The sequence below is a fragment of the Novipirellula methanifontis genome (genome assembly GCF_052161655.1).
Lineage (GTDB): Bacteria > Planctomycetota > Planctomycetia > Pirellulales > Pirellulaceae > Novipirellula.
In genome coordinates this window covers 6371990-6398164 of the sequence record NZ_CP197418.1, presented here as the reverse complement: position 1 = coordinate 6398164, position 26175 = coordinate 6371990, and the positions used below count along the sequence as shown (strand labels likewise).

At 54.0% G+C, this 26175-nt stretch carries 20 protein-coding genes; 9 read left to right on the top strand and 11 right to left on the bottom strand.

Annotated features, from left to right (window positions below; all coding sequences use genetic code 11):
• Window positions 1-58: 58 nt before the first annotated feature.
• Entirely contained in the window at window positions 59-238 is a 180-nt protein-coding gene (locus SH528x_RS23065) for a hypothetical protein (protein WP_442505804.1), read from the top strand.
• Between the two features lie 935 nt (window positions 239-1173).
• Here the strand turns inward: SH528x_RS23065 and SH528x_RS23060 are convergent.
• Together SH528x_RS23060 and SH528x_RS23055 are read right to left on the bottom strand one after the other, a co-directional pair.
• Window positions 1174-2301: a type I restriction endonuclease gene (locus tag SH528x_RS23060; RefSeq protein ID WP_442505803.1), complete on the bottom strand. Its 1128-nt coding sequence runs from the start codon at window positions 2299-2301 to the stop codon at window positions 1174-1176.
• Window positions 2302-3238: 937 nt separating this feature from the next.
• Window positions 3239-4438, bottom strand: coding sequence for a tRNA-uridine aminocarboxypropyltransferase (locus SH528x_RS23055; protein WP_442505802.1), 1200 nt, complete (start codon window positions 4436-4438; stop codon window positions 3239-3241).
• A 203-nt stretch (window positions 4439-4641) separates the two neighbouring features.
• On the opposite strand from SH528x_RS23055, the gene SH528x_RS23050 reads away from it, so the two are divergent.
• On the top strand, window positions 4642-5922 hold the full coding sequence (locus SH528x_RS23050) for an outer membrane protein assembly factor BamB family protein (protein WP_442505801.1): 1281 nt from the start codon (window positions 4642-4644) through the stop codon (window positions 5920-5922).
• A 181-nt stretch (window positions 5923-6103) separates the two neighbouring features.
• On the opposite strand, the gene SH528x_RS23045 is transcribed toward SH528x_RS23050, so the two are convergent.
• Genes SH528x_RS23045 through SH528x_RS23035 form a run of 3 tightly spaced genes read right to left on the bottom strand, consistent with a single transcriptional unit; the run spans window position 6104 to window position 7768 of the window.
• Window positions 6104-6526 carry a hypothetical protein gene (locus SH528x_RS23045; RefSeq protein ID WP_442505800.1) on the bottom strand — a complete coding sequence of 141 codons (423 nt, stop codon included), beginning with the start codon at window positions 6524-6526 and terminating at the stop codon, window positions 6104-6106.
• Window positions 6513-7019, bottom strand: coding sequence for a putative molybdenum carrier protein (locus tag SH528x_RS23040; protein ID WP_442505799.1), 507 nt, complete (start codon window positions 7017-7019; stop codon window positions 6513-6515). The genes SH528x_RS23045 and SH528x_RS23040 overlap by 14 nt, the downstream gene beginning before the upstream one ends.
• A gap of 2 nt (window positions 7020-7021) precedes the next feature.
• On the bottom strand, window positions 7022-7768 hold the full coding sequence (locus SH528x_RS23035; protein ID WP_442505798.1) for an RluA family pseudouridine synthase: 747 nt from the start codon (window positions 7766-7768) through the stop codon (window positions 7022-7024).
• 331 nt (window positions 7769-8099) lie between these two features.
• Here SH528x_RS23035 and SH528x_RS23030 point away from each other — a divergent pair, with 331 nt between their 5' ends.
• The 3 genes from SH528x_RS23030 (at window position 8100) to SH528x_RS23020 (ending at window position 11029) form a co-directional block, all read left to right on the top strand.
• Window positions 8100-8348 carry a FeoA family protein gene (locus SH528x_RS23030; protein ID WP_442505797.1) on the top strand — a complete coding sequence of 83 codons (249 nt, stop codon included), beginning with the start codon at window positions 8100-8102 and terminating at the stop codon, window positions 8346-8348.
• Window positions 8349-8459: 111 nt separating this feature from the next.
• Window positions 8460-10808 (top strand): ferrous iron transport protein B, encoded by a 2349-nt coding sequence (gene feoB / locus SH528x_RS23025; RefSeq protein ID WP_442505796.1) that lies wholly within the window; start codon window positions 8460-8462, stop codon window positions 10806-10808.
• Between the two features lie 14 nt (window positions 10809-10822).
• Window positions 10823-11029: a hypothetical protein gene (locus SH528x_RS23020; RefSeq protein ID WP_442505795.1), complete on the top strand. Its 207-nt coding sequence runs from the start codon at window positions 10823-10825 to the stop codon at window positions 11027-11029.
• A 438-nt stretch (window positions 11030-11467) separates the two neighbouring features.
• On the opposite strand, the gene SH528x_RS23015 is transcribed toward SH528x_RS23020, so the two are convergent.
• The gene (locus tag SH528x_RS23015) at window positions 11468-12475 is read right to left on the bottom strand and encodes an IS110 family transposase (RefSeq protein ID WP_442505216.1); all 1008 of its coding nucleotides are present in this window, start codon (window positions 12473-12475) and stop codon (window positions 11468-11470) included.
• Window positions 12476-13183: 708 nt separating this feature from the next.
• Here SH528x_RS23015 and SH528x_RS23010 point away from each other — a divergent pair.
• Both SH528x_RS23010 and SH528x_RS23005 read left to right on the top strand, forming a co-directional pair.
• The gene (locus tag SH528x_RS23010; protein ID WP_442505794.1) at window positions 13184-14188 is read left to right on the top strand and encodes an AAA family ATPase; all 1005 of its coding nucleotides are present in this window, start codon (window positions 13184-13186) and stop codon (window positions 14186-14188) included.
• A 95-nt stretch (window positions 14189-14283) separates the two neighbouring features.
• The gene (locus SH528x_RS23005; protein ID WP_442505793.1) at window positions 14284-15594 is read left to right on the top strand and encodes a WD40 repeat domain-containing protein; all 1311 of its coding nucleotides are present in this window, start codon (window positions 14284-14286) and stop codon (window positions 15592-15594) included.
• 225 nt (window positions 15595-15819) lie between these two features.
• Here the strand turns inward: SH528x_RS23005 and SH528x_RS23000 are convergent, their stop codons facing one another.
• Window positions 15820-17295, bottom strand: coding sequence for a transposase (locus SH528x_RS23000; RefSeq protein WP_442505179.1), 1476 nt, complete (start codon window positions 17293-17295; stop codon window positions 15820-15822).
• Between the two features lie 492 nt (window positions 17296-17787).
• On the opposite strand from SH528x_RS23000, the gene SH528x_RS22995 reads away from it, so the two are divergent.
• On the top strand, window positions 17788-18681 hold the full coding sequence (locus SH528x_RS22995) for a PSP1 domain-containing protein (protein ID WP_442505792.1): 894 nt from the start codon (window positions 17788-17790) through the stop codon (window positions 18679-18681).
• 134 nt (window positions 18682-18815) lie between these two features.
• On the opposite strand, the gene SH528x_RS22990 is transcribed toward SH528x_RS22995, so the two are convergent.
• The 4 genes from SH528x_RS22990 to SH528x_RS22975 all read right to left on the bottom strand — a co-directional run bounded on the left by SH528x_RS22990 (window position 18816) and on the right by SH528x_RS22975 (window position 25377).
• Complete coding sequence (locus tag SH528x_RS22990) at window positions 18816-20696, bottom strand: CRTAC1 family protein (protein ID WP_442505791.1); 1881 nt, start codon at window positions 20694-20696, stop codon at window positions 18816-18818.
• Between the two features lie 206 nt (window positions 20697-20902).
• Complete coding sequence (locus SH528x_RS22985) at window positions 20903-23731, bottom strand: multiheme c-type cytochrome (protein WP_442505790.1); 2829 nt, start codon at window positions 23729-23731, stop codon at window positions 20903-20905.
• Window positions 23732-24153: 422 nt separating this feature from the next.
• Complete coding sequence (locus tag SH528x_RS22980; protein WP_442505789.1) at window positions 24154-24567, bottom strand: hypothetical protein; 414 nt, start codon at window positions 24565-24567, stop codon at window positions 24154-24156.
• A 306-nt stretch (window positions 24568-24873) separates the two neighbouring features.
• Window positions 24874-25377 carry a fasciclin domain-containing protein gene (locus SH528x_RS22975; protein ID WP_442505788.1) on the bottom strand — a complete coding sequence of 168 codons (504 nt, stop codon included), beginning with the start codon at window positions 25375-25377 and terminating at the stop codon, window positions 24874-24876.
• Between the two features lie 468 nt (window positions 25378-25845).
• Between SH528x_RS22975 and SH528x_RS22970 the strand changes: the two genes are divergently transcribed.
• Window positions 25846-26079 carry a hypothetical protein gene (locus SH528x_RS22970; protein WP_442505787.1) on the top strand — a complete coding sequence of 78 codons (234 nt, stop codon included), beginning with the start codon at window positions 25846-25848 and terminating at the stop codon, window positions 26077-26079.
• Window positions 26080-26175: the final 96 nt, after the last annotated feature.

Genomic DNA, 26175 nt, shown 5'->3' with positions numbered 1-26175 from the left:
TTACCCCCGAAAAGTTGACAGTTGGACCGCAGACGTTGGTGGATGACACCGATTTCCTATGATCCGTTCTTCTTTTCATAAACGCAGTGCAAAACCTGCAATCAGCATCCCCAAACCGAGCAGCAGTGCAATCGCTTGCTTTGGCGTCCACAAACCTGCAGAATACCGGCCGACGCGAGCCCAAGCGACACTGGACCGTTTTGAAATTCGGTCGTCCTACAAGCAGCACAACGATTAGTGTTTATCAGCGGCGATTAGTGTTCCAGCAAAAAAGAACACCAATCTTCGCTACTTGTATTCGATCTCCTTGCGACGGAAACCTGCACTCCATTCACGGGATGCGGCAATGGTCCGAGTGACAACAGCCCACAACAACGTCCGAGTTCAACGGGCGCGGCGAAAAAAATCGTGGTAGGAACATGGAGGTAGGAAGATAGAGCACTTCACAATCCGTCATTCAAATTTTTTTTCACATCAAACATGCTGACCTACAAACATACTTCCCGACACGTGCGAGCCAATGTGTCGGACTGAGCCGGGTGCACCAGCGGATAAATTCGCTTTCCTCCGTCCGGCATTACCCTAATGACACGGACTCGAGAGGTGCAGCACCGTGAAACATCCTTCAGGCCGAGCTTGCCTCGGCGGTGGCAACAACTTTCGCCGTTCTTCGATGATAATGGATCTACGACCACCTCCGGGGGCGGTGTGTAAGTTTGAATAGGCTTCCGGCGGTGTTCGCGTCGCTCGACCGCCGGCTAATACCTGAAACGCCTCCGGCGTAATCGTGTTTGCGTGCGACTAATAGGACGTCAGTATCGGGGAAATGTCGACTTCCATCGAGTTGCCGAGCGACGGGAGGAGAACAGACAGTAGACAACCCGCCGCCACACGTCGGCCAAGTCGTCGTCACAAGTAAACACTGCCATTTAATGCATCCGAGCGTTTGGTGCGAGGCGAGTTGCACGATGCCATTCTCAGCAATTTTGAAGCCAGTTGGCCCGCGAATCACGCAAATGAACGCGAATAAGGCTTTCCACCAAAAATGCATTCGCGTCGATTGGCGTTATTCGCGGTCAAATCATTTGGGTACCTCCGACCTAAAGTCAATCAAATGCGATGCTAAACACGAATGTTGGCAGGTGGCAATGATTTCCGAATTCCCACTTCGCTTCACTCAGCGGCTTCTTGTTCCTGCAGGCCGGCTGCATCGGGAACCTTGCTGACTCGTTGGTCATAAGCTTGCACGGTTTGGATAAGGCGATCAGCAAATTGATAGATGTCTGTCAAACGTTCAACGACCTCGCGAGTCTCCATTTTGTCCGGACCGAATAGGCCGATATATTTCTGCGAATAGTTAAACCTCAACCGACAAATCGGCTTGCGGTTGTTGTCATCAAGCAAAACACCACAATAACTTTTCGTATCTCGCATCACCACTCGCCCCGGATCGATCACTTTTGCTAAAATCGCTCGCACGATATGGAATGCCTCAATTTCTTCGACCGTCGTCTCGATCCCATCTGCGTTATCATCTGACTCTTCCGTAGCCGGACTCGATATGCCAGCAACGATGGCTTCCGATGACACTCCGTCAATGGCAGAGCGAAGCCTTGTCGTCAGACGCTCACGAAGAAACTCTCGCAGCGCCGACTTTACGAGCAGACGAAATTGATCCTGCACACTCGATGTGATTCGCCCAGTGTAAACCTGCGCTGCAAGCAATCGCACGAAATCATCCGTTGGATTATCAAATTCACTGGCAATCAAGTTCTGAATTTGCTGCGCATACTTAAGCTCACTCGCCGTGCTGAGGATGTTTTCGAGATTGAAAAGCGGCTTTGAGAATTTCTTTAACTCCGACACTGATTTCTCGTCGAACTCACGGACATCGAACTCAAAAAAAGGCTTTTCGTCCATTCGATTCGGCGATTCCAGGTCGCTGTAAAACAAATACCGCAAACCATCAGTCAAAACAGCAAACCTCGCATCGGTCACGGAAAAATAGCGATATAGCTGGCTTGCGTGATTAAGACTCAATGGCGATCCGACAGGCTTGCATTCAACCAACAGAGTTACTTTGCCATCAATAAAGATCGCGTAATCGACTTTTTCACCCTTCTTCGTGCCAACATCAGCAACAAACTCTGGAACGACCTCCGTCGGATCAAACACGTTGTAACCAAGCGAATTTAGCAACGGCATAATCAACGCATTTTTGGTTGCCTCTTCCGTTTTAATACTCGGCAACAACTGCTCAAGACGCGACGACAACAATTGCAGCGAATCTAATAGATCCATTCAAGGACTCCGATGCAGAAAGGACTGAACACGCAACTGCCCCGCATTCCACATGCTTGGAATCGTCGCGGCGTAAATCTTGTGTCGAGAAATCTGACATGTCTAGTATTCGTTGCAATCGAATAAGTAAACCCGAACTAGTAAAGCAAACGGATCCCGACGACAGGAATTGTATCATACGCAATGACGAGAATCAGCCCCACCAATAAACACTTGCACCGTATCAAATCGCATTAGCTGGAAAAACATCCCCGTCGTCGCGTTGCGACTGGCTGAATGGGTCGCTTGCAAACCACGGACTTACGTCCGTGGCTACCGCGTGCCATCGCTTCGCGATTATGGTGTCTGCGAGTCGCAACGCGACGGTAGGTAGTAGCCCCGGACGTCAGTCCGGGGAAAACCGTTGAGCTCAATCGGTAGAGTCGCGAAGCGACGGCATGAGGACGCGCAGAGAGCCGTGTTGCGTCAGGACGACGAACCAAATCGTTTGCCGATGCGTGGGCCGTATCCAACGCCATTCGAACATGCCTCGGCAAACACTGATGTCGTCGCGTTGCGACTGGCTTGAATGGGTCGCTTGCAAACCACGGACTTGCGTCCGTGGCTACCGCGTGCCATCGCTTCGCGATTATGGTGTCTGTGAGTCGCAACGCGACGGTAGGTAGTAGCCCCGGACGTCAGTCCGGGGAAAACCGTTGAGCTCAATCGGTAGAGTCGCGAAGCGACGGCATGAGGACGCGCAGAGAGCCGTGTTGCGTCAGGACGACGAACCACATCGTTTGCCGATGCGTGGGCCGTATCCAACGCCATTCGAACGTGCCTCGGCAAACACTGATGTCGTCGTTTTGCGACTGGCCTGAATTGGTCGCGGACTAACCACGGACGTCCGTCCGTGGTTATCGCGTGTCATTGCTTCGCGATTTTGCTACTTTTGTCGCTAGACTTGTGGGGTGGTATCGCGTTGGCTGAGGTGCTTTGCGAATGCGATGGCGTTGGCTAGCCGTAGCGATGCTCGGGAACTGCCCTCCACTTCTGCCTGGATCGCTTGGTCGACCAAAAACGATTCGAGCGAATCAGACTTTGTGTGCGATTTCATGTGAATCGACTTCAGGATCAATGTGTCCGAAAACTCAGCATCAACATTCCGCAACAACTTTGCGGTGTTCGAGTGATAGACGGCCACGTGGTCAGTCGGACGCAAGAACGCTTGCCAACGCTCGCGAAAGCTGTCGACGGATACAGCATCGGCAAAGTCACGCTCGGTCAACTGCAAACGCTGGAGAAAGTCGCTCTCGAGCCCCGAGTCGGTTTGGATCGTGCACTCGAATCGCTCGCCACTGACCAATCGCTCGGCGGTCCACAGGATCGGTTTGGCGCGAAAACGATTTCGCACGCCTCGGCGTGCACCGCGATCGAGTCGCTCTCCCTTCTCTTGCTCGCCATACGCGACGACGACGTTCTCGAGCTCGCGTGTCAAAACGCGTGGCACGTTCGCCGAACCGCGGCGACGCGATTGATTAGCTCGCCAATTCGTGGCCGACGGTGTGTGATTGAGCTGGTCGTCAACCATCCGTTCGAAAGCGCCGAGCAGCCGATCGAGTCCTTCGGTGTCGGGCTCGATTGCTCGCAATGCCGACACGGTCGCCTCAAGTGTCGAAAGCGCATGTTCGTTCGGCTCGCGGCGGATTCGATAGCGGCCGGGCGTTTCCGGTGCCAATCGGTAACGCGGCAATGTCTGCAGTCGAGGGATGTCCCGCATCAACGTTTTGGCGTGATGCCATGTGCCATCGATCACGATCAATTGCTCGGGACGTTCGGCGGGCGCAAGTTCACTCAACAGTTTGGCATCGTTGCCGGGGTACAGCACGCCGACACGATCGGAGAGCGGGAGCGATTCGAATCGCCGATTGAGGTCGACGTTGTGCTCAGTCATCAAATCACAACGGCGAAGCGATTGGTTGACGATGCGGGCGGTATTGAACGGATGAAAACGCTCGCGGCGATGCTGCAAAATCAACACGTCGGTTTGGTTGTCCACCGCGGGAATTGCATCACAAAAACAGGCGTTGGCCGGCCGAAAACAGCGATAACAGCGTGGTTCAGAGTCCTTTGAGGGTCGCGTTTCGAGAGCAGACATAAATGACGGTGGATCGGTAAATAGCGAAGCGAAATAAGAATCGACGGGACAAAAGCACCTTGATGACCTTGGCCGTAGTGTACTGTAAAATGCCGCCCTGCCTTCCCCCAATTCGATCGCGGCCAGCAGTCGCCGATGACGAGATCGCGGCGTCATTGAATCACAATATCAACGGCCCCCCTTATTAGCTGAGTGGAATTTCTATGAATCGTTCTGTTTGGATTGCCACACTGGCGAGTTTCTTGTGCGTTTCGCAGTTGACGATCGCCGAAGTGCGTGCCGAAAACTGGGCTCATTGGCGTGGGCCGACGGGCAACGGAGTCGCTCCGGATGCCAACCCGCCTGTTGAATTCGATAGCCGCAGAAACGTGAAATGGAAAGTCAAAATCCCAGGTCGCAGTTCGGGTTCGCCGGTGGTCTGGAATGATCGTGTCTTTGTCGTTTCGAGCGAACCGGCAGGCAACACGAATCGCCAAGGCGGACTGCCTCGTCTGGATTTCAAAGTGTTGTGTTTTGATCGGGGCACTGGCAAATTGCTTTGGGATGCGGTTGCCACCACGTCGACGCCGCACGAACCGACCCACGCGACCAATAGTTTCGCATCCGCTTCGCCTTGCACGGACGGCGAGCACGTGTACGCGCACTTTGGTTCACGCGGCCTGTACTGCTACACGATGGATGGAAAGCTGGTTTGGAAGCGTGATGATTTTGGCAAGATGCGAACGCGGAATTCGTTTGGTGAGGGAAGTTCGCCCACGATCGAAGGCGAGATGATCTTGTTGCCTTGGGACCACGAAGGCGATTCGGCGCTGTACGCGTTGAACAAGCGAACGGGACAGACGATCTGGAAAACCAATCGCGATGAACCAACGGGCTGGGCCACGCCGCTCGTGGTTCCGTCCAATGACAAAAAACAAGTAATCATGAACGGTGAGAATTCGGCTCGCAGCTATGACTTGGAAACCGGCAAAGAGTTGTGGCGGTGCGGCGGGCAAACGCAGCGTCCTGCGGCGAGTCCAGTGTTTGCGGATGGAATCGTTTACATCGGCAGCGGATTTCGCGGTGCTTTCTTGGGCGCGTTCCAATTGGATGGCCGCGGCGACATTGAAGGAACCCGCAACGTGGTTTGGCATTTGGACCGTGACACTCCCGATATCGCTTCGCCGTTGCTGTCGTCCGGCCGCATCTATTTTTACAAAGGCAAAGCGGGATTGTTGTCGTGTGCCGACGCCAAGACCGGAAAGCTGTATTACAGCACGCAGCGATTGCCGGGGCTGCAGAACATCTACGCGTCCCCGATTGCCGCAGGAGGCTATGTTTACCTATTCGATCGCAGCGGTGCGGTCGTGGTGATCGAAGACTCACCGACACTAAAGGTGGTTGCAACGAGTTCGATGGGCGAGACAGTCGATGCCACTCCCGCGATCGTCGACAACGAAATGTTCATCCGCGGAGAAGAGCATTTGTTTTGCGTGGCGAAGTAGGGCAACGCTGTGAAGCATTTTTTCGTAGCTACCTTCGCCAGGAAGGTGGTGATTCGTATTGGACGTCAACCATCCACGCTCTGGCGAGCGTAGCCACGGGAAACAAACACCGTAATTTGCGGTCTCTAAATGCTTCACAACATTGGGAGCAGGAGCTCGGTGTACCGGGGCCGACGACGCCTCACGCGAGAACGCACAAATCAACAATGAGCACGGCGGTCCAGGCGGCGGTGCGAACCCAATTGGTTTGGACCAAGCGGCCGATAGTGGCGACGTCGTAGCCGTGCTGCTGCAAGCGGTTGTGGCAGGGGACGCTGAGCACGAACGTTGACCCCCAGGCGATGGCGATGCAGAGGATTGCGAACCAGCCCGCGATGCTGGGATCCGAAACGATTGCCCAGCCGTGCAGCCCGACTTGCGCGAACATCAGCGGGATGACAAAGAACGATATCAATTGGGTATAGCGTGTGTGCCACGACTTGAATCGGTCGGGATCGCAGAATTCAAACGAAGGATAAATGATCCACTGGACCAACCAAATCAGCACGAACAGTCCTGCATCGACGAGCGGTTTGAGCTGCAGGACGATGTCATGGATGTTCATTAAAGACGTTGATCAGAAAAGCAAACGAACGTTCGTAAATGCCAGGTGACGTGCTTTCACGCGGGCCGGCAATGTTCAGCGTCGCGGGCTGATGCTCGGCAAGCCAACGGGCAATCATAGCGGGTTCGTCAACCGGCAGCCGCACCAACAAATACGCTTTGCCAAGTCGATCGCAAATCCGCCGCGTCAGTAGCGTGCCACTGCGAAGTTTCTTTTCGTACAGAATCAAAGTCGCGTCGCTGTCGATCACGTTTTGCTCGGTCCGCGGCGGGTATTCGCTCGATCGCATCTCTTGCAATTCGTAGCGGCTGGGAATGCTGCCGTCTTCGGACAATCGGCCTGCCGGACACCAACCGCCATGTCCAATGCCTAGCGCGATCGCGACGTCCAATCCGGCGCGATCGACGCCGGTTTGCCCCCCGGAAACAATCTTCGTCGGCCATACCCGTGGTGTGGATGCGTGTTTGGATTTTGACGCCGTCTTTTTGGTCATGGCTACCGCTGCTCGGGCGTTCCCAGTTTCGCTTCCATCGATTTGTCCAGTACAAGGTTTCGTCGCGCTGGAATTAGCTTACCAAATTTCTGCCACGATTCCGGCAGCGGCGCGGACCATCCGACTCGCTCGCGAAGTGTGGGATGGGTGATTTCAAGTTTCCAACTGTGCAGCGCGATCCCCGATTCAAACGGGTTACTGGCGTCGTATTTCCGGTCGCCCCAAACAGGGAAGCCGAGATTGGCGAATTGCAAGCGGATTTGGTGCTTGCGTCCGGTCAACAATCGCACCGCAACGAGCGATGCATCGGGCTCGGCGGCGAGACAGACGTAACGAAGCCGAGCCAGCTGGGCACCATCACGCTGCTTCGGCACGATTTCCATACGACGAGCCGAATCATTTTTGGCGACATGATCGACCAGCTCGCCATACTCGGCGTCCAAACACCCTTCGAGCACCGCGAGGTAGGTTTTCGAGGCGACATCTTTGCCTTGTCCCGAAAACTGGGGCGTTAAACGCGAGGCCGACTTGCTGGTTTTCGCCATCACGATCACGCCGCTGGTCATCGAATCCAATCGGCTGACGATCCCCAGATAGGCACGGCCAGGCTTGTTGTAGCGTTTTCGCAGGTATTCGGTGGCGTGGATGTGCAGCGTGGGACCTGTTTCTGCCCCCATCGTGATGAGTTCAGCTGGTTTATTAATGACCAGCAAATGGTTGTCTTCGAAAAGAATGTCGAGGTCGGACATGAGTGACGAGCGAGTGGGGAATTAAGGTCAGGTGGAGATCAGAAAACGTCAAATGCTGAATCGCGATTACGTTGGTTGTAGTGCCCCGAGGCGAGGAAACGTAGGGCATTGAGGCAATTCCGGGCGGATTCCTCGGCTCCGCATTGGTTTGGCAGGGGTTATCTTAGGCTGCGTGATCCCGAACCAGAACGGTCCGGTGGGAAGGGGGATGCGACAAATTAGATCCAAGAAACGGGGCTACTGGATCCCCGGGTTGCCTTGACAACGACACCCGAGATGTTCACAATTGGCCTTACTGAGACTGATTCTCAATAAAAGGAAAGGCGTGACTGTGACGACACTTGATCAGCTGCAACCGGGGCAAATGGCCCAAATTGTCCGCATCGACGGATTTGATGGCATTGCATCGCGTTTGCGAGAGATGGGCTTTGTCCCAGGTCAATCGGTACAATTCCTACGCACCGCACCGCTAGGCGATCCGTTGAAGTGCTCGGTCCAGGGCAGCCGGATCGCGGTTCGATGTGGTGAAGCACGCCGCGTCTTTATCGAACCGATCGCGGAACCGGCGTTGGTTTCGTAACGACCGCGTTCATCTGCGACGATTCGTGTCGGGACCGACACGCCCTCCCCCCCTCCTTCGCCAGAGCGGTTCTTCTTCTGGCACGACCTTCCTAGGACGTAGATTAAATCAATGGCGAGTTCCGCCAATCGCACCTTGCCCTCGGCGGGAAAGACGGCTGCAAAAGTAACCTCCCGCGTCGCGCTCGTTGGTAATCCCAATACGGGCAAGAGCACGCTGTTTAATGCCTTAGCGGGAATGCATGTCCGCACAGGCAACTACGCGGGCGTCACGATTGAAAAGAAAATCGGACGCTGCGATCTTGGCGGCAGCGACCACCGGGTCATCGATCTGGTTGACCTGCCCGGCACCTACAGTCTGGCCCCTCGTTCACCGGACGAATTGGTGGCAGTCGAGGTTTTGACAGGCGATGTCGAGTCGGAATCGCCGATCGACGTGATTGTTTGCGTCGTCAACGCGACCGTGCTACAGCGAAACTTGTTCTTGGTCAGCCAAGTGCTCGAGCTAGGCAAACCAACGATCGTCGCGCTGAATATGATCGACACGGCCGACGCACGTGGCTTTGTGATCGATGTCGATCAATTGTCCAAGAATCTAGGAGTGCCGGTCGTTTGCACCAGTGCATCGCGGAGGACGGGAATCGACGAACTGAAGTCAGCCATCCGCACGGAACTGGAGCGAGCGGATTCCGAATCGGTCCATCTGACCCAACGTGATCGTCCGCTACCGAGCGAGTTTTACGAAGTTTGCAGCGAACTGCGGAGCGAGCTGATCTCGCGTGCCTGCACCACCGAATCGCTATCGCACCGCGCAGCGACTGAGTCGGTTCTTCCCGATCAATATTTAATCGAACGGATGTTGTTGGATCGAGGTGGCGAAGCGGAACGACGAGCGGTCCGCCGCTTGGGTGCTGCGGTTTTGCCGGCGATCAGTGCGGCACGAGAAAAGTTAGCCGATAAGGTTGGCGATGCGATCGACATGGAGTGCAGCGCCCGTTATTCATGGGCCGCACGCAGTCTGCAAAATGTGGTCTCGACTAAACTTGGCAAACCACGAAACGCAACCGATCTGTTGGACGCAGTGTTGACGCATCGCGTGGCCGGACTGGTTTGCTTCTTTGCGATGATGTTCCTTATTTTCCAGTGCATCTATTCATTTTCGTCGTATCCGATGGATGCGATCGAATATGGCACCGGACTCGTATCGGACTGGGTTACCGCCATTGTGCCGCCGGGAATGCTGCGAAGCTTGTTGGTGGACGGGGTGATCGCCGGAGTTGGTGGCGTTTTGATTTTTCTGCCGCAGATCGCATTGCTATTCTTTTTCCTGGCACTGTTGGAAGATTGCGGCTACATGGCGCGGGCCGCCTTTTTGGTCGACCGTGTGATGACGTTGTTCGGTCTGAGCGGCAAGTCATTTTTGCCGATGATGAGTTCGTTTGCGTGTGCGGTACCGGGCGTGATGGCGACCCGCGTGATCGAAAACCGCCGCGACCGGTTTGCTACGATCATGGTCGCGCCGCTGATGAGCTGCAGTGCTCGATTGCCAGTTTATCTGTTGCTGATCGGAGCGTTTATTCCGAGTGCCAGCTACGTGGGCGGATTGTTGTCGACGCAGGCACTCGTGTTGATGGCGATGTATTTGGTCGGCGTCGTGGTGGCGATTCCAATTGCATGGTTACTGAAACGCACGCTGCTGCGAGGCGAGGTCGCTCCGTTTGTGTTGGAACTGCCTGAGTACAAAGTCCCCTCGGCGAGCGTATTGTTTTCTCGCGTTTGGGAAGCGAGCAAAGCGTTTGTGGTGCGTGCGGGCACGATGATCTTTGCAGCGTCGATTGTGATTTGGTTCGCCGGTTTTTGGCCAGGAGACCATTCGCGACAATTTGAGATCCAACATGAACTCGAGCGACTCGAATCGATTCAAGTCGTAGCAAATGAACCGTCAGCCGATGACGAAATCGTGGCAGAGACGCCTGAGCTTGAAGAAATTGCGGCCCAGATTGAAACGCTGCAAGCCGAGCATCGTGTGTTGAGTTCGACGTTGCTGGAGAACAGTGCGTTGGGACAAATTGGTCACGTAATCGCACCGGTGGTCAAGCCACTCGGATGGGACTGGCGAATTGGTGTCGGAGCAGTCGCAAGTTTTCCGGCCCGCGAGGTGATCATCGCGACGCTGGGGACGATCTACAGCCTGGGTGGCGACGTCGATGAAGAAGACGACGGTTTGATGGCGGCGCTGCGAGCATCGAAGTGGCCCGATGGCCGGCCGGTGTTCACGGTGCCAGTGGCACTATCGATCATGGTGTTCTTTGCACTGTGTGCGCAGTGTGTCAGCACATTGCTGGTGATCAAACGAGAAACCAACTCGTGGTTCTGGCCCGTGCTCAGTTTTTCTTACATGACCGTGTTGGCCTACATTGGCGCGTTGGTCACGTATCAAGTCGGCACACGATTCTTCTAGGAGAACTTGGCATCGTGATCGATTGGCAAACCGTAATTTCGATCTGCATTGTCGCCGCGGCCGCGTTGTGGTTATTGCGGGGGATGGTCGCGACGGTCCGCAAAGGGTTGAGCAACAATCCGGCGGACTCGGTGGGCTGTGGCAATTGCCCCAAAAATCCCGCGACCAAGGCGGAGAACAATTTGGTTCAGTTAAGCCGTCCCAAACGCGATTCGCAATAGAAGAGGTTGTGCGGCTTTTAAGTTGAGTGGTAGCAACCACTTGCTTTACCCTCCCAACGAAGATGGGAGCGACCGTGTTAAGATTTGGCAATAGTCGCTTATCAAAAAACTAAATTTTTGATTCGATGTTTCGCCTCGATGCGCAGCATCGAAGGACATAGGGGGCTCCTATGGGAGTCTGGCTACGTGTATGTTTGGACCCTTGTACCGAGCGGCAACGCTCGAGTACGTAGGCAGTCGACGAGCGATTTCGGTCGTTGGTCGGCTGCCGTTTTTTCCAAATACTTCGCTCGATCCCTGGCTCGACGCTTGTTCGGGCTCGGCAAAATGGGGCCGCCCCTTCCGCATCGCCGTCACATCGGCCTCAGATGCTGGCGCAGGCCAATGTGACGGCGACGCGAAAGGGGCTCTTCAACCGTTATTTCGTTGGTGGACTGATCAGACCATCGCGGCGAACTTTGAAGTGTCAAACGTTTCTTGATTACGAACCATCTGATTGAGTGTCGAAAGAAGCTTTCGTACGCAAGCGATCATCGCCAGCTTGTACGGTTTCCCTTGCTTTCTTAGACGTGTGTAAAAGGCTTTCAGACGCTCGTCGTACTGCCGAGCTGATAACGCTGCCATGTACAATGCACAGCGGACCGATTGACGCCCACCACGCACCATTCGTTTACCATCCTTGGTGCCACTTTGCTTAGCCATCGGCGATACGCCAACTAACTTCGCAATCTCTTTGCGATTGAGTTGCCCCAACTCAGGCAGCGAAGTCAGAAGCACATTGATCGTGACCTCGCCCACGCCGGGGTGGCTCTTCAAAATCTGCACTTTGGGCTCTTGCTTTGCCAGCTCTTTGAGGATCTCGCTGAGTCGTTTATCAACGCGATTTAGCTGGTTTTCGATGTTGCGCAGCATCTGTTTTAGCAACTTGCGAGTCTCTTTGTCGGTGGTATGTAGCAACCGCGATCGTTCTTGAGCCTGCATCTTCAGAAGCGATACCCGACGATGAACCATCGCGGTGTGATGCTTCTGTTGCTCGCTGCGTCTGACTGCCAAGTGGACCGGAACGTCCTGACCAAATCGACAAATCATCGCTGCATCAATCGTGTCGGTCTTCTCAAGCCATCCATGGCCCTTGGCGAAGTCTCTGACTTGCCGTGGGTTGACAATGGCGACGTCAATCGAGCTGTCGTGAGCCATGTCAGTCATCAACAGGTGATAGCTGGCGGTGGATTCACAGAGAATCAATGTCGCGCTGTCAGGATCAATGCGGTCAAGCAATTTCGCTTGAATGCTCTTCACGTCGTTATCAATTCGCCCGGTAAGCTTGTTTTGAGAATCACAAAGATCGAGATTATTTTTGGCAACATCGACTCCGATGACTCGTTGGTAACCGGTTCGCGACAGTGGTGTTTCGTGTCGAGTGTTTGTAGTAGATTCGTTGCTCATCTTAAAAGTCCCTGCCTAGTAAATGCGGTCTGGCATGACGCCGACCTAGCGACCGTTCGGGTAAAAGAACTGACTCACGATCAAGCTCCCAATCGCTCTAGCCTGGGGCCGAGAAGGGTCGGATAGGATCTGTGAGTCAGCGACTTTTCCGCAGAGCGACTGCGAAAAGGTCATCACAGCGAATCGACGCGAAAACCGGTCGAAACACCACAATGATCATATACTAGGGTCGGAAAAGGAGCCTTCAGCGAGTTTTCCGCTCTCGGGCTGGCGACGTTGAGCTTGCACATTGTCATCTCTAACACTTCGATGCCCCACCCAGAACTTGCTCCGCTCGTTCTGACCTCCCCAAAACAAGTTTCGGGGAGGTGAAGCACGTCAAAGGACTCGATTCACAACGAAATAAAAGGCCGCACGACCTCAGAACACAGGGAGAGCAGAGTCTTGTCGGAACAGCGCAAATGCGTTGGATGGAAATTCGGCGATGCGTTTTGTGGTGCCGAACGGTTTTGCGTCACGTGCCGCAGCCCGAAACCATTTGCTTTGTCTGGGCTACGGTGAAGAAGTAAGGGAATTGGGTTTGATAACAGGCTGGAAGGCTATCCCACAAAATGCGTTGGCACGCTCCCCCACGCGGCGTGGAATTTCGTTAGAATCGGGCACCGAGTGTCCGGTCATTTCGTTTCTCCACACTTTGCCAAACGCAACATGAGCACCACTGTCGAGTCGATGCAGAGCCAAGCGGATGAGTTTCGTAGTCGTTACGGAGCGGTGCGTGACATGATTGGCCGTGTGATTGTCGGTCACGACGACATCGTTCATGGCGTGTTAACGGCGATGTTATGTGGCGGCCACTGTCTGCTCGAAGGCGTTCCCGGCCTCGGTAAAACGATGTTGGTGCGAACGCTTGCCGAAGTTCTCGAGCTGAACTTCAACCGCATCCAATTCACGCCCGACTTGATGCCCGCCGATATTCTGGGCACCAACATGATCAACGAGGACGAGAACGGGCGACGTCGATTCGAATTCCAACGCGGTCCCGTCTTCACCCAAATCCTGTTGGCGGACGAAATCAACCGGGCGACACCGAAAACGCAGTCCGCGATGCTCGAAACGATGCAAGAAGGAACCGTCACGGCGGCGGGCCAGCGGTTCACGCTCGATAAGCCCTTCTTCGTGTTGGCGACGCAAAACCCGATTGAACAAGAAGGCACGTACCCGTTGCCGGAAGCTCAAATGGACCGCTTCCTGTTCAAATTGGTGGTGGGTTACAGTTCCCGCGAAGATTTGAACGAAATCGTCGATCGCACCACCCGCCGTGTCAAAACGGAAATCGAAAAGGTGATGGATGGTGTTGAGATCATGAAGTGGCAAACGCTGGTTCGCGAGGTGATTCTGGCGCCTCACGTCCAAGATTACTTGGTACGTTTGACATTGGCGACGCATCCCGACGGAGCTCACAGCGTTAAGGCGACCAACGACTACATCCGCTGGGGCAGCAGCCCTCGTGGTGCTCAGACATTGGCACTGGCCTCGAAAGTCCGCGCGTTGTTGGATGGCCGATACAACGTCAGTTTTGAAGACATCCGCCGCGTCTACTTGCCGGCGATGCGGCACCGCGTGCTGCTAAACTTTGAAGCTCAAGCCGAAGGAGTCCAACCGGACCAGGTGTTACTGGACATCCTGGAAAAGGTTCCCGATAAAGCCGACTGATCACGGGCACCCTGGACTATTCGGGATTCCCAAACTCGTAAACCTATTCGTCCCCCCTCCCTTTCCTCCCCACCTACCTACCACGAGCGAATTCGATGAACAAACGATTTGTTGACTTGGTTTGTCTCACGACACTTTTTGTTGCCCTTGGCGTAACCCTCGGCAACGCAGAAGACAAAGCGGACAAGAAAAATGACGCCAAGAACGACGCTCCTGCGTTGTGGGTGACATCGATTGCCCCGCTCTCGGGTGACACCTATGTCGCTGCGACCGCCGACGGACTACTGCTGCGTGAAGCACAGGTAAAAACGTTCTCGGTCTCGGACCCTAAAACACTGACGGACCTGTACAGCCACCCAGCGGCCGTATGGTGTGTCGACGCCACATCGGACGGAAAGACAATCGCGAGTGTCGATTACCGTGGCAACTTGGTGACTTACAATGTCGAGTCGAAAGAAGCCAAAACGCACGAGAAAGCACTCGAGCGATGGTGCCAATCGTTGACGTTTGCTCCGGATGACAAAACCATCGTTGCGGGTAACGAAGCCGGCAAGGTGATGGTTTGGGATCTGGCGGAAAACAAAGTCACCAAAACACTCGAGTTGGGCGGACAATCGGTTACTGCGTTGGCATTTTCAGCCGATGGCAAACAGATCGCGGCAGCCGATGGTGGCGGCGAAGTGCATTTGATCCAGTGGCCTGAGTTGACGGCCAGCGGCAAGATCAAGGTTAGCGACCAACCAGCATGGAGCGTCGTCTACGCAGGCGGAAATCTGTTGATCGGCAGTGGCGATCGCAACTTGTATCAATGCGAAGCGAAAGCGGATGCCAAGCCCACTCGTTTGACGCGAGCCGGTGACTGGATCACCGAATTTGTGGTCTCGAAAAACGGCAAACTGGCCGCAGCGGACCTCGGTGGCAAACTGTATTTCCCGATGCAAAATGACAAAAATGATGTCGGATCCGATCTCAGTCCGGCGAAGAGTGGTGCCTGGGCGCTGTGTTTCCACGACGACAAAACACTGATGGTCGGAACCCGCAAAGACGGCATCGTCGTCGTCAAGGAATCCGAGGCCTGGAACAAACCATTGCCGCCTGTCGTCGACAAGAAGCCTGAGGAAGAGGCGAAACCCGAGGAAGAGGCCAAGCCTGAAGAAAAGAAGGAGATGGCCAAAGAAGAGAAGAAGACTGATAAACCTAAGGCAGACAAGAAGGCCGACGACAAGAAGGCCGCAGACAAGAAGGCCGCGGAGAAGAAACCTGCTGATAAAAAAGCAGAGGACAAAAAGCCCGCAGATAAGAAGCCTGAAGTAAAGAAAGACGAGAAGCCAGAGGCGGAAAAGCCCGAAGCGAAGGAACCTGAAGCGAAGAAGCCCGAGGAAAAGAAATCCGAGGAAAAGAAGTAGGTAGCGATAGTCGCCAAGACTTTCGGCCCGCGAAGTGTTGTTGTGCAAAGCGGCCGATCGGCTTGCAGCAATGCGTTCGACTTTAAGCCGCTAGCGGGTAGCGTCGGGCTCGTAAATGTTTGGTACTGTAATGGCGGTGCGGTGACGCAAGATTCCTGCCACCTCTCCACCAGCTTCGGAGACTGCTGATTTAGTTAGCCGTTTTGGCCAACGCTATGAAGTATTTTAGGCCGCTTGGTTTTGATGGAATTCGGCGAGTTTTTTACGTTCTTCCATGTTCAGTTTTCTTATTTCAGGATCGCCCAACGGTTTCTTGTGTGGGTTCTTTGGACGGTAACGCGCCTTCTTGTCCGTGCCCGCTTGATAGGTCTGGACGAGGGCTTGCGACAGGCTGTGCAGCATGTTGTCACTCGCACTGCAATATTTGTCGAGGCGACGCATGCAGCGTCGCAAGCAACGCATCGTGTTGGCCAAACTTCGTTTTTTCGGATCATAGTCGACTTGCTCGGGAACGTCTTGCTGTTCGGGAATCTGTTCTCGCAGCGCCAGCAGTTCGGCAATCGCCATCGCGCGAATCGACCAGTCCAGTTCCGCCAATGCCCGATCGCTGTTGCGGCAACGTAGTTTGTGCTTGTCAATGGTTTGTTTCAAGCCGCGGAATTCGACTTCGATTCCCCAACGCATTTTGTAGTAACCAATGAGCTGCTTGTGCCTCAGCTTACGAGCGCTCAATACGCTCGTAAGCATCCACATCTTCGTCTTGCCAACTTTCACTTTCACCAGACGCAGCTTCAGCGGCGGGGCGCCAGATTCCATCCTCCCCTTGGGCCAACACAAGACTCGACCTCCACCGAGTTGCTTGATATCAGCCTGCTCGCTGAGCAACTTCACGTTCGCTCCGACACGAACAAGGAAGTCACCACCGGCAGCCAGGATCGCACTCCACAGAGGATAACCTACGAAGCCCGCGTCACCACAAAACAGTGTCTTTTCCGGGAAAGTCTCTTCCTTAAGCATCTCCACGACGTGGCCTCGTTCGCTTGAGTTCGATGGCCCCAAACGCCAAGTCCACGGTAGACGAAGGCTCATGTGCCACATCATCGTGACCCAGATTTGAGGTTCTTGTGGCTGAGGTTTGTTCTTCTGGTTCCGCTTCCGTCGCATCCCCTTGGACTTCTTCTTTCCGTATTTGGCACGCACGCCGCGGCCATAGTTGGGTGCACAAAAAGCTTTCTCATTGGCGGCCGTTCGCGGGACCGTCACGCGTGACCCATCGAAGCCGATCAGTACCCAGTCAGCGGACCTCCAAAAACGTCCGCCCACTTCCTGGGCCAATGACTGATGTCTCTGGCGAAGCCGCGTCGTGAACAGCGATTCGTAGCGATCCAATGCGTTCATGAAGGCCGTGTAGGTTTTGGCGGTGCAGTGAAGCCCCAGCTCTTCACAGATTTCCATCGTCTGATCGAAGGCATCGGTGACGTTTATCTCATTTTGCCAAGACCAGATGAGTGCCTGGATCGCCAATTCTTCGGGCATCCATTTGATATTGCCATGAAATGTATCTTTGGTAAACAATTCACCTTTGGGAACAATCCAACGACACACCTCGTTGAAGATCGTCTTGTTCTTGCGACGAGATTGGCGGTTAGGTTTGCGACGTTGGTTTTGCTTACTACGTTTTGTCTGCTTCTTGCGACTCATGGCCAGATTCCTTTCTGACTGAAGTGTTTCAGTTAGTGTTTGGGGGGAATCTGGCTTTTTTCATATTCGGAGCTTGGTGAAAACCCCGCTTTTTACGTGCTCAAAATGCTTCACAGCGTTGCGTTTTGGCGCTAGCCACGGTTCCGGTGCCATCCAACAGGGGCTAGCGGTTTGTTGATTTAGTGAGCCGTGACGCGTGAGCGGCCGGGTTCCACGCATTACCCGGTGCCTTACGGCCCACGGCTCACCAATGCGATTTGCATTTCGATTAAATCAACAGCCCGCCACCATCCAAACGGCTAACTTAAGAGTGTTGATGTCGTACTAAATCAGCAGTCTCCCAAAAGGCCAAACGCAGGCAACGTACGCACTTCGCTGAAAAATGAACTGCCGCTGGACTCGCTTCGGCTACAATCAGACAATGGCACTTGAACTGTGCCGCTATTCTAATCTTGTCCAATATGCGATTAACTCGCTCAAATTCCCCTCATTATGTCGAACGTTCCCACCGATACCGAACCCCAATCCAACGCAACCTCAGGACGACTGGAATACGTTGTCCGCTGTGGTTCGATGCGTATTCTCGGGGTGATGCGAGCGAAGCAGTCGTTTCGCTATGGTGACCAAGTCGTGGTGCGGACCTCGCGAGGCACCGAGATCGGCACCGTCCTTTGCGAGGCGACCGCCGCGGCCGTGGACCACATTGCCGAACCGACCGAAGGGTCGATCGTGCGGTCGTTGACGGCGGATGATCAAAACCAGTGGAAGCATCTTGAATCGAAGGCTCACGAAGACATCGAAATTTGCCAGAAGTTGGCGAACCGTTTGAATCTGCAAATGGATGTCGTCGACGCCGAGCGGATTTTGGGCGGCGAGCGGATGGTGGTCTACTATTTGGCTGAGCAGCGGATCGACTTTCGTCAGCTCGTTCGCGATTTGGCAGGCCATTTCCAAACGCGGATCGAGATGCGTCAAATCGGGGTTCGCGACGAAGCGAAACTGTTGGCCGATTACGGCGATTGCGGTCAACCGATCTGTTGTGCAAACCATCTCAGCAAGATGCCACCGGTATCGATGCGGATGGCGAAGTTGCAAAAAGCAACACTGGACCCGACAAAAATCTCAGGCCGCTGTGGTCGCTTGAAATGCTGTCTTCGATACGAGTTTGACACGTACGAAGAACTGGCCGCAGAGCTGCCGCCGGTGGGCAGCCAAATTTTGACGCGTGACGGCAGTGCGACCGTGTTAGGCCAAGACATCCTGTCGCAACAATTGGCGATCAAGACCGAAGATGGCCGCCGCATCATGCTGGCGGGTTCGGACGTCATCTCGATCACCAAACGTGGCAGTAACGAAAAGAAGTCTCACGGCAAGAAGAAGAAGTAGTAATCCTCGTTCCTCGAGCCGCGGCCTGGGAACGCACCGCACAGTAGACTCCTGCCTTCCGATTAGGGCACAACGTGAGGCGGGAACCTCCGAAAGCAGGGTGTTCCAAGGCAGGAGCCCTGGAACAAGTTGACTCATTTGGCTCGATTCACCACGTGGGTTTGATCGATGTCGACCGCTCCTAATTCTTGCTTTTCTCCATCCGGCCACTGGATCGTCACATTGTCAATGGTTTCTGCATCGCCCAACCCAAACGTGACCGGCAATTCGACTTGCGACAGATAGCTGCGGGTGGGCATTACTTGTTTGCGAAACACTTCGTCGCCGACGGTCAACTCGACCCAAGCGCCGATCGCGTCGCGGTTGGACTTCACGCCGTCGCCTTTGAGTTGAAAACGAACGTAGTGATGCTTTAGATCAAGATCGTTCCTCAACAGTCGTGGCTTACGCCCGGTTGCAGTGACCAAAACATCCAAATCGCCATCGTTATCAAAATCGAGATATGCGGCTCCGCGTCCGACCATCGGTCTCAGCAAATCCTCACCGCAATGCGCGGCATCAACTTTGACAAACTCGGTTCCTTGAGTCGAACCCGCATTCCAAAACAGTTGCGGCGGTTGTTCGTAATGCTGGCTCGGTTGCACTCGGTTGATGTCTTCTTCCAAGTGACCGTTGGCACAAAACAGATCCAAGCGGCCATCCAAATCATAATCAAAGTAAAAAATCCCAAACGTCAATTCCAATCGCGTGCTGGGACCAAGCCCGGTGGAAATCGCTTCGTCAAAAAACTGCATCCGACCACGTTTGGAAACATACAACGCGGTCATCTCGTTGGAAAAGTTTCCAATCGCGACCGCCATCGCTTTGCCTTTACGCAGTGGTGTGACGTCGATCCCCATCGCCCCACGTGCGTTGCCGCCCGAATCGAACGCGATCCCCGACAACACGCCAAACTCTTGAAACTTGCCATCGCCAGTGTTGCGGAACAACAGGTTCTGCACCGTGTCGTTGGAAACGATCAGATCAAGCGTGCCATTTTCGTCGAGGTCACAGATGGCGACTCCGAGCGATTTTGCTAACTGAACGCCCGTGGCAGGATTACGCACCTGAACGCCCGCTTCGGCCGAGACGTCCGCGAATTTGCCGTCACCTTCGTTGCGATACAAGTAAGGAAACGAACCTTCAAAGTTCTGGGGGCGTCCATAGGCACGTCCGCCACCGACGAGTTGAAAGTTCTGGGCTTGATCATATTGGCGAGTCCACTGGACATAGTTGGCGACAAACAAATCCAAGTCGCCATCGTTGTCGTAGTCAAACCAACCTGCCCCGGTGCTCCAGCGGTCATCGTCACCGCCGACTGATGCCGATTGCGTTGTCTCTTCAAATTTGCCATCGCCAAGATTACGAAACAAACGATTACTTCCCAGCGCAGTGATAAAGACGTCGACATTTCCATCGTTGTCATAATCACCCACGGCGGCTCCCATTCCATATGCGGAAACGTCCAACCCCGAATCGGCAGTGACATTGGTGAAACGGCCCTCATCGTTGCGATACAGCGCCATTGTGCTCGGAGCATCCTGGTCCGCTTTGCCGCTTTCGAGATCCCAATCCCAATTTTTTGAATTGACGAACAAGATGTCTTGATCCCCGTCGTTATCAAAATCGAGCACTGCACAGCCGCCTCCCATCGTTTCGGGAAGCAGCTTGTCGCCTGTCGCTCCGTTGTTGTGGACAAAGTCGATACCGACCTCGTCGGTGACATCGGTGAAGATGACTTTGGGGATTTCCACAGGCGAAACTTCGCGAATTTTCACCGGAGCCAGTTTTGTCTCACGCACCTCCGGCGCCGGTTCCGGACGCGAAAACAGATAAACGGCAACGCCTCCGACGACGATCAACACGGCGATCGCGACGAGCGAAATGCGAAACGCATGTCCAATCGCCGCGTCATCAAGATGTTCGGTCTCGTCTTGGTTTTCCAAATTATTGCGTTCCAAATTTTTCTTATTCATATTTAGTCTAGGTTGGGTTGTTTTAGACATTGATCGCATCTCGATGCGATCAATAACCGGCGTAGCGGATCTTGCTAAAGATCCTTCATGTGGGATCTTTGACAAGATCCACTACCGACGAATGTGTTAGTAATTAATTTGACGTCGCCCCGCGAAAAAAAACTTGTTTCAGTGTCGACATAAGATCGCGGAGCGATCAACGACGATTATTCCGCGGACCGAGTAAGCGAATACTTCACCACCGCTTCAGCAGCATGGTTGGCGGCAGGATACTTTTCACGTGCCAATCGAATCGCTCGGCTTTGAGCGTTGTCGTCAGGCTTGTATCGCAGATGCAGTTTGCTGTGTTTTTCCGACAGCATTTCGTCGCCGATCTTTTCGTACAACTGCTGCAAATTGTGATGCGCCGACACATTTTCAGGATCGATCTCCAGCGTCGTTTTGAATTGTTGAATCGCTTCGTTGACATACTGCTGCGATTCCTCCTGTCGTCCTTGACGTTCGCGAACCTTGCTGAGATCGAACAACGTTTGTCCGAGTAGATTGATGACTTCGATATCCAGACTGAAATCGAATCCTCGTCGCTGCATTTCCTCGGTATTATCTTCGAGCACACTACGAAGGTTCTGCGCCGCCTCTTCGAGTCGACCTTGTTGAGCATTGATTTCGCCTGACAGCCACGCCCAAGTCCAACGAGGAAAGTCCGTCTGATCTGCGTACTGATTCGCACGGTTCAGTGCTTGGACCGCTTCATCCAAACGTCCTTCGGTGTTCAGCACGCGAGCCAAATTGAGTGGCCCATCGTAGCGTTCCAGTTTCTCGACTTCCTTGAACGCCTCTTCGGCTTGCCTCAATTCCGCCTTGCCCTTCAGCAGCAGTCCGATTCCGTAGTCATTCCAACGCTGCCACTCGGGGATATCACGTTTCGAATTTGTGACTGCGACCTCGACGCCTTCGACGGGAAAGGTGATCGAATCGGTCGCCATCGTCACAATTGGCAATTCATTGCGGTACTCCTTGCCCGGTTCATGGCCGCGAATGATCTGGCCCAGTTTTTCGTTTTCATTCGCCACGATATTCATGTAACGTTGGTCGAATTTTCGGTACTGAACCTTCACTTCGACCGTCACGGGCGCGTCAAGATCGTCGGGAAGTTCCAGTTCGTAGTGAACCGTTTGCCCGGCGCCCGGAGGAATTTGGTGATTGTAAAGCGGCGTGAAAATGTCTTCCGCGTTACGGCGGTCGATTCGATTGCCATCTTTGTCGAGCATAAAGACGTTCAAGAAATGGGCCCACGGATCGACCTCGTTAAACTTCTCTGCATTCACCGCGCCGCTGCGACCGATCACGCGATCGCCACTGGTGACGGTCACCTCAAGCCAAACTTCGTTCGAATCCACCGTTCCTTGGGTGAACAGGTGCCCGAGTTTCAACGTTCGCACAACAGCGTCAAGCAAATAGGTTTCACCTGGTTTTAGTGTCGGTACGTTGGGCCGAAGCGGAGCGGTCAGCTTGCCATCAATCTCACCATCCTCGCGAATCCCGAACAAGTCGACGCGGACATTGTCTTGGAGGAATTCGCGATGGGCCTCGATCACATCCTCAGCGCCGCGAAGCCACGCGATCCCGGTGTTGGCCGAGGGGAACATGTGATCATGAACACTCAGCTGTCCGGTTGCCGGATCAAATTGGGCTCCAAAGTCGTTGGACGCGACTCGCGGCATGTGGCATTCGTTGCAATTGTGCTGAGCTTTGGGCGGATAATAAAAACTGCGGGCGCCGTGTCCCGAAACGCCGCTGAACAAGTACGAATCGTAATGGTTTTGCCCGCGAAGAAAGTCCTTGTAGTGATTAAGGGCGAGCGGCAAATGCACCTTGTGGCAAGTCGAACAGAACTCGGCCGTTTTGTGAAACGGTTTCAAGAATGTCTTTTTGTGAAACGACGGTTTTGCTTTGACGAGCTGGTTGTTTACCCACTGCAGCGCCGCATTGTCGCTGAATGCAAACGGATAGTGCAGCGGCTCTTCGATCGTATAGTCGGCGTTGCCTTTGACGCTATTAACGTGCGTGATCGCGTGGCAAACCGTACAGGTGATCCCCGCTTGCGATGTCGCGTGTCCAAGCATGTCAAAATTGGGATCGTCGAACGCGCCTGAGAAGAACGGCACCGGATCATGGCAACCGGCACACCACCGCGAAGCCTGAACCGAACCATCACGCTGCAGAGAGAGAGCTCGCGTTCCCGTTACGCTGGCCAAATAGGGCGGATTATTGAACGAGCTGAACTTGTGAACGCTGTCGCTCCACGCCTTGTGCACATCTTCGTGGCATTTCAAGCAATACTCGTCCTGCATCATCGTGTTAGCAGGAATAAAGTTGCCACTCGCCGTTCGTGCCAACGAGGGCTCAAAATACTGGGCACCCGAACTCGGTCCCTCGGCATTCCAGTTTCGCGGATCTTGCATTTGAGCGATCGCGAGAGCCAGGATGGAAACCGCGGCCGCTGCGGCAAACCCCAGCCCGACTCGCCATTTGATTTTGGGTCCTACTAAGCGATGCAGCCAATACAGCCAAATCACGATCAGGGGACAGGCGACATGTAACCAGTACACGGTGCTGCGTGCGAGAGGCTGCTTCAAATCAAACCCGCTCACTCGCATCAGCAAAACACCGCTAATAAGAATCAGAATGCTAGTGGAAAACAACGCATACCCGATCCGCAGTGCCCGGCGGTTACGTCGCGTGCGGGTGTTCCACATGTGGACCAAACCAAACACGATAAGCGGAACAATTAAAAGCAGCCCCATCACGAGATGGGCGAGAAACATGTATTGGTAGTAATAGTCTTGGTACGTTTCGCTGTTCTTCCACTCCAGGAAAGTGATCAACGAGAGGTAGCCCGAATTGGCGTACAGCAGTGCGACCAGGGCAAAGACGACATACAGTAGTTTGCGTAGCCGCGGTCCCACGGCACGCACATACTTTTTCTTTTTGGAAGCTGCAGATGAACTGCTGCCAACAGTGGCACTAGACATGAATTTTTCGCTTGATGGATATGCTGAATCGTAACGTCCAGGTGATCACCCTGCGGGATGATCACGATAAGCAGGTGGCATCATCGGACAGTTGATTGAGTGAGCCGCGACGAGCGAGCGTCCAGGAATCGTGCAAAGCTTAGAAAACTGCATTATCCAAAGGCCGCAGAGCATTCGCCTTCACAACCCGACGCGTGAGCGAGGGACTTCCGGCAATGTCTTGCGATCAGATTGGAGTCCCTCGCTTACGCGTCGGGTTATGATTTTTCTAAGTCGGACGCTCTCGTGAGCCGTCGGGTAACGCGCACTCGCCTTGAATCAGGACATCGTCGATGCGACGAAACGGTCTGCTCGACAAGCATGCCAACAGACAGGCATGCCGAACAAACACCAAAGATGTGAGAGTAAGAAACTCTTTGAGGCTAGACTTTGGGAGGACGCTCGATCGTGAGCAGCTTTCCAGCGGGCAGTCCAAATTTGGACTCCGCGACACCACGAGTGATCTCGAACTCGTTTACAGACGACAAAACCACCAGGCAAGCGAGATCGGGAAGTCGCTGGTCGTTGACCGGCGAAGCTGGCAGCGGTGCCGGCGTTAGTGGAGCCTGTTCGCAGTGCAGTCCACGGCAAGAGCGTGGTCGCGATTGGCCGGCAAGCGATTTCTCCGCCCCTTGCTCGGTCTTTTCAGCGGAGACGTCGGTTTGCGGCCCATCCACCGCCTTCGCCGTATCGCCCGAATGTGCCAACCAATCGCCACAGCTTCCCTGAGCCGACGACGACGCAACGGCGCCAGCCGACAGGAAAAGAGCAATTAACAAAAGGGTGAGACGCGACATAAACGACTACGGCGAAAAGGGGTGTGAAGCTAGAGTAGCGAGAAAACCCCACATTGTCAAAGTAAGGGCGGTGTGAATAACGCTATTTCACAATACTCGCAGCGAGTCGCGAAGACTTTCGTTTATCATGGTCACCACCGAAACTCTTCGCGAGTTTCGCTACGAAAAGACCTTGCTGCATTGACAGGCTGGAAGCCTATCCCACATCCCACTACGATAGCGACGCTTAAAAAAAAAGCCCCGGCGATCCCACTTTGGGATTACCGAGGCCGAGTTATTTGAATCCTCGCGACTGGTGCTATCGGACTATTTGTCCTTAGGCATCAAGACCGAGTCGATCACGTGGATCACTCCATTGGATGCTTCGATGTCGGTTTTGACGACCTTTGATTTGTTAACCTTCACTCCATCGCTGCCAGTGCGGATATTGACCGATTGGCCTTGCACAGTCTTGGCTTTGTCCAACTTGACGACGTCCGCAGCCATCACTTTGCCCGACACGACATGGTAGGTGAGGATAGCAACCAACTTGTCTTTGTTCTCAGGCTTCAGCAGCGACTCAACCGTTCCCTTAGGCAGTTTGTTGAACGCTTCGTTGGTCGGTGCGAATACGGTAAAGGGACCTTTGCTGCTAAGAGTTTCCACAAGCCCCGCCGCTTTCACGGCAGCCACAAGCGTGCTGAAGTCGTCGCTGCCAGCAGCAATATCGACGATCGTCTTGCCCGATGAAGCGTCAGTTTCTTTGGCGAAACTAAAACTTGGGACGGTCATTACAGCTACGGCGGCAAACATTGCAACGAAATTTCTCATCTTACAGTTCTCTCAGATTTGATTTTGGTTTCGATCCAACACGAAATCGCTAATAAATGCACCCGAGCCAAAGGCAGCGAGGTCAGCGCGACAACACTGTCGCAACACGAATCGAGTTGGATTCAGAAATGATCAGAGGCACACGGATCTCCGATTTCGGAGAGCCGTATCGCATACTGCGGGGTCTGCTGCCGGCTAGCAGAGTGCGTCCTTTGCACGAGAAGATGTTAGAGATGCGTCAATGGCTTTTTAGAAGAATTATCCGTTTTCTACGGGTTAGACGGCAAGGAATACCGCCAGCTCGATTGGGTGGCTAGTAAAAAACGTTGACAGGGGGGGGAATTGCCCGTATACCTTTGCATCGTCGTGTGAAACGATTTGACACATTAAAGCTATCCTTCGCTCTCGTGGTCAAAACGTCGATCCAACGCTTCGTTTATTGTCCCCTATTTGTGAGCAGGGTTTTTTATGTTTTCACTTCCTTCGTCTTTGTTGGCACGTCGTGGTGGCGGGCTCGGTGGATTGGTTGGCTGGTTCATTCGCATTGTCATTTATGATATTTGCATCACCGGCATCTCGGACATCTTGGGTGTGTCGCGGATGGTCGCGTTGTTTATCTTCCTCGGAATCCTTGGCGTGATTGCGTTCGTCGGCTACCTGCTACGCAATAAGTACGCGAGCGATACCGCAGACGATTTTTGATTCGGCCGCACGCCGCTAGCCTTCGGCCTTTCATCGCTGATTTCACGTAGCCTGCGGCTAGCGGGCTGTTGATTTAGTGAGCCGTGACGCGTGAGC

Coding starts and splice junctions, on each gene's coding strand:
- SH528x_RS23065 (WP_442505804.1), top strand. CDS start 59: ATGATCCGTTCTTCTTTTCATAAACGCAGTGCAAAACCTGCAATCAGC.
- SH528x_RS23060 (WP_442505803.1), bottom strand. CDS start 2,301: ATGGATCTATTAGATTCGCTGCAATTGTTGTCGTCGCGTCTTGAGCAG.
- SH528x_RS23055 (WP_442505802.1), bottom strand. CDS start 4,438: ATGTCTGCTCTCGAAACGCGACCCTCAAAGGACTCTGAACCACGCTGT.
- SH528x_RS23050 (WP_442505801.1), top strand. CDS start 4,642: ATGAATCGTTCTGTTTGGATTGCCACACTGGCGAGTTTCTTGTGCGTT.
- SH528x_RS23045 (WP_442505800.1), bottom strand. CDS start 6,526: ATGAACATCCATGACATCGTCCTGCAGCTCAAACCGCTCGTCGATGCA.
- SH528x_RS23040 (WP_442505799.1), bottom strand. CDS start 7,019: ATGACCAAAAAGACGGCGTCAAAATCCAAACACGCATCCACACCACGG.
- SH528x_RS23035 (WP_442505798.1), bottom strand. CDS start 7,768: ATGTCCGACCTCGACATTCTTTTCGAAGACAACCATTTGCTGGTCATT.
- feoB (WP_442505796.1), top strand. CDS start 8,460: ATGGCGAGTTCCGCCAATCGCACCTTGCCCTCGGCGGGAAAGACGGCT.
- SH528x_RS23015 (WP_442505216.1), bottom strand. CDS start 12,475: ATGAGCAACGAATCTACTACAAACACTCGACACGAAACACCACTGTCG.
- SH528x_RS23010 (WP_442505794.1), top strand. CDS start 13,184: ATGAGCACCACTGTCGAGTCGATGCAGAGCCAAGCGGATGAGTTTCGT.
- SH528x_RS23005 (WP_442505793.1), top strand. CDS start 14,284: ATGAACAAACGATTTGTTGACTTGGTTTGTCTCACGACACTTTTTGTT.
- SH528x_RS23000 (WP_442505179.1), bottom strand. CDS start 17,295: ATGAGTCGCAAGAAGCAGACAAAACGTAGTAAGCAAAACCAACGTCGC.
- SH528x_RS22995 (WP_442505792.1), top strand. CDS start 17,788: ATGTCGAACGTTCCCACCGATACCGAACCCCAATCCAACGCAACCTCA.
- SH528x_RS22990 (WP_442505791.1), bottom strand. CDS start 20,696: ATGAATAAGAAAAATTTGGAACGCAATAATTTGGAAAACCAAGACGAG.
- SH528x_RS22985 (WP_442505790.1), bottom strand. CDS start 23,731: ATGTCTAGTGCCACTGTTGGCAGCAGTTCATCTGCAGCTTCCAAAAAG.
- SH528x_RS22980 (WP_442505789.1), bottom strand. CDS start 24,567: ATGTCGCGTCTCACCCTTTTGTTAATTGCTCTTTTCCTGTCGGCTGGC.
- SH528x_RS22975 (WP_442505788.1), bottom strand. CDS start 25,377: ATGAGAAATTTCGTTGCAATGTTTGCCGCCGTAGCTGTAATGACCGTC.
- SH528x_RS22970 (WP_442505787.1), top strand. CDS start 25,846: ATGTTTTCACTTCCTTCGTCTTTGTTGGCACGTCGTGGTGGCGGGCTC.